This is a genomic window from Treponema sp. R80B11-R83G3 (genome assembly GCF_054786115.1).
In genome coordinates this window covers 1-3340 of the sequence record NZ_BDHF01000126.1, presented here as the reverse complement: position 1 = coordinate 3340, position 3340 = coordinate 1, and the positions used below count along the sequence as shown (strand labels likewise).

At 45.9% G+C, this 3340-nt stretch carries 4 protein-coding genes; all 4 read left to right on the top strand.

The window, feature by feature from the left end; translation table 11 throughout:
• The first annotated feature begins 235 nt into the window (after positions 1-235).
• Positions 236-928 (top strand): 16S rRNA (cytidine(1402)-2'-O)-methyltransferase, encoded by a 693-nt coding sequence (rsmI, locus tag ACYVRH_RS11435; RefSeq protein ID WP_461257044.1) that lies wholly within the window; start codon positions 236-238, stop codon positions 926-928.
• Between the two features lie 55 nt (positions 929-983).
• Entirely contained in the window at positions 984-1268 is a 285-nt protein-coding gene (locus ACYVRH_RS11430) for a flagellar biosynthesis anti-sigma factor FlgM (protein WP_461257043.1), read from the top strand.
• Positions 1269-1343: 75 nt separating this feature from the next.
• Complete coding sequence (locus ACYVRH_RS11425) at positions 1344-2471, top strand: iron-containing alcohol dehydrogenase (RefSeq protein WP_461257042.1); 1128 nt, start codon at positions 1344-1346, stop codon at positions 2469-2471.
• Positions 2472-3123: 652 nt separating this feature from the next.
• Positions 3124-3340 (top strand): hypothetical protein (locus ACYVRH_RS11420; protein ID WP_461257041.1); only part of this gene is annotated, 217 nt, incomplete at its 3' end.

Sequence of the window (3340 nt, the reverse complement as noted above, 5' to 3'; positions counted from 1 at the left end):
TTCGCGAAAATACTGTTTTAACTTTTCGTGTTTCTGAAAAACACGGGACGGTTCTTCCATTGTTTTTCCTTAACGCTCCTGTTAAATGTTGTTTGCTTTTATAGCATATTATTTTATGTAACTTTATACAATGATTGAGGGGAAAAGGAATGCAAACAAAAACTTTAATAACATTATTTTCCATTACCTTTGGGTTCTTTGTGTGATTCTTGGCAAAATAAACTATACTTTAAATATGGCAACCCTCTACATTATTGGCACTCCCATAGGGAATCTGGGCGATATAAGTTTTCGAGCGGTAGAAACTTTAAAAAATGCCGATCTTGTGGCGTGCGAAGATACCCGCCGCACTTTAAAATTGCTCACTCACTTGGGAATTCGCGTAAAAATGCTCTCCTGCCGGTCGCAAAACGAGGAGTTTGCGGCGGAAAAAGTGATTTCCGCTCTAAATCAGGGGCAAACTGTGGCTTACGCGAGCGATGCCGGCACCCCCGCCCTGAGCGATCCCGGTGCGGTACTGGCAAGGGCTGCGGCACAGGCAGGGCACGATGTAATTCCCATTCCGGGGCCGTCAGCCTTCGCTACTTTGTTAAGCGTTTCCGGCGGCAGGGACAAAACCGTCGTTTTTGAGGGGTTTTTGTCTCCAAAACCCGGGCGAAGGAGGAGCCGCTTGCGGGAACTTATGGCAATGGAGGCCGCCTGCGTCATTTATGAGTCGCCGTTCAGGGTACTAAAGCTATTGGCAGACATTGCCGAAATTGACAAAGAAAGGTATATTTGCGTTGGACGGGAAATGACGAAGATTCACGAGGAATATCTTCGCGGAACAGCGTTGGAAATACTGGAAAAACTAAGCCAAAAAAGCGATGTTTCCGGCGCTCAAATTGGTGAATTTTCGTTATTTATATCTGGTAATTATTATAAATAGCTGGTAAACTTATGGTAAATAGTTGCCGATAATAGGGTATAGGTAGGGTAAGAGTATGACAGTAAACAGGATAGGTCATGTTGATCCCATTCCAACCGGCAAGAAGCCGGGCAGGAGTGAGCAAGTGGGGGGGAATGACAGGGCTGATACAATCAGTCTTTCTTCAGACGCGATGAAGAAGGCGGAAATGTATCAAGTCGTGGAACTTATTAAATCCGCCCCGGATGCTGATGAAGCCCGGATTGCTGAACTCAGGCAGAAGATTAATGATCCTTCATATCTGAATGATAAGGTCATCAAAGCTACGGCGGATAACATTCTGAACGCATGGTTTGCGTAGGAATTTAATAAGTATTTCATGCGTTTGATCGCCGGGGGTTCCCGATGATCAAACGCTTTTTTTTTGGAGCCGGACATGGATATTTCATTTAAACTTAATCCCGAAGTACTAATCGGAGCGGACACTCTAAGCATGGCGGGAACTATCGCCGGCCGTTACGGTACGCGCATGATGATTGCCGCCGATCACAAATTAAACGCGCAAGTTGTAACCCGTTTAAAAGAAATTTTAAAAGACTCCGGTCTTGATGCGATTGTTTTTGACGGAATAGAAGATGATTCTTCCGTAGAAATGGCAGATAACATAGTTTCGCTTTTAAGCGCCGCGCACTGTGACGCGATCATCGGGTTTGGCGGCTGTAAAACGCAGATTATTTCCCGCATGGCGGCAATAATGGCTCCCATGAAAATTACATCGTTTGAACTGCTTGACGGCAGGGACTGTCAGGAGAAATTTTTACCCCTGCTTTCAATCCCGACAGAGGGGACAGACGCTTTTACGGCTGCGGATTTTTTTCTTGCCGCAGATCCGCGCAACAAATTAATTAAATCTATTTTATCTCCGCATAATCTTTACGCGTCAATAATAATAGACAGTAATTTAATAACAATACTTTCAGATAACAATGCGGCTTCATATATTTTTGAAGGTTTCTTTTCGGCGGTAGAAGCGTATTGTTCTGCAAAAGCAAATTTCCTCTCCGACACCCTGTTGGAAAAATCGCTAACTTTTTACGCAAAATTATTAAAAAAAGGCTCAGGCGCAATAAATGCGGAAACTTTCGCGCAGGCTTGCCTTCTCCTGTCCATCGGCTCCTCTGTGAGTTCTCCCGGCATAGGCGCCGCGCTCTCGACTGCAATAAACGCGCGCTGCGGTATTCCAAGACAACAGTGTTCTGCCGCGCTTTTTCCCGTTATAGCGGAGCGGCTTGTCAGCGCGCGCCCCGAAAAAATGGCGCGGATTGCCTCTTTGCTTGGCGCGGGAAAAGCCGCTTCCGCAGCGGAAGCCGCGAATACCGCAGTAGACGCCATCCGCAATTCCATGACGGCGCTCAATGTGCCGCTTGATTTAAAAGAACAACATATTCCGCTGGATCGGATGGCAGCCCCTGTCGATGCCGCCCGTAAATTGGAAATGACTGCCAATTCCCCATGGACAGTCTCGGAAGAGGAAGTTTTCAAGATTTTAAAGCAAGTTTTATAGAAGAGTTATTATACCACGAACCACACGAATAACTACACGATGTATGCCTAAAGAATTTATTTAGTACAGTCGGGCAGGCTGCGCACGCTGTAAAAACTTCGTAAGAGTCCGCCTACGAGCCTTTCGGCGACTAAATAACGGTGGGTAGAAAGCTTTATCTAGGGTATGTCGCCGAACTCTTATTCTCTGAATTTTCTTTGTTTTATTCCAAAGTCTCTCCGGCGGGGAACGCCCGAAAGATGTTTTTACAGCGCGCGCAGCCTGCCCGACTGTACTCAAGGATTTTATTGGGCATACATCTTATAGGGCTAATAAGCATTATATCGCCGTGATAGCAATACGCACCTTAAAAAAAGGGCATTTTCTCCAAATCCCTATTGACAAACTACCCTAAAAACCGCAAAATACTCTCAATGAGGCAAAAAGTGGCTATTAATACCCAATTACCGACAAAAGCCGCCGTAATTGGCAAAAACCCGTTGCTTACTACCCTAATACAAAGCCGCTTCGGGCTTGAAATAATTGAAAGTGAAGGATTTTAATCGTGTTTAATAACATTTCTAAAAAGTGTAACATACCTCGCTATGACCGCAGCGCAAACGGCGCTCAAATATGCACGGCGAAGCCGTGTGGATAGATAATGCGGCACAGCGTGGCGCTAAATAAAATCCCCATGTTGTATAAATGCGCCGAACCTTTAGGTGAGGCAGTAGCGCCCGGAGGGATAAATCTCGCCTCAGTTTGTTCATCGTGGTTACGCTGTTCGGCGCTGGGGCGTTTAGATTTGGTTCATCCGCACGCCTTGACGGCGTGCATAATCTGCCCCCCCCTGCCCCCTCAATTGTTGGTAGTGAAAACACGAATTATAA

Excerpts from the sequence above, each read along its gene's own strand:
- rsmI (WP_461257044.1), top strand. The coding sequence starts at position 236 with ATGGCAACCCTCTACATTATTGGCACTCCCATAGGGAATCTGGGCGAT.
- ACYVRH_RS11430 (WP_461257043.1), top strand. The coding sequence starts at position 984 with ATGACAGTAAACAGGATAGGTCATGTTGATCCCATTCCAACCGGCAAG.
- ACYVRH_RS11425 (WP_461257042.1), top strand. The coding sequence starts at position 1,344 with ATGGATATTTCATTTAAACTTAATCCCGAAGTACTAATCGGAGCGGAC.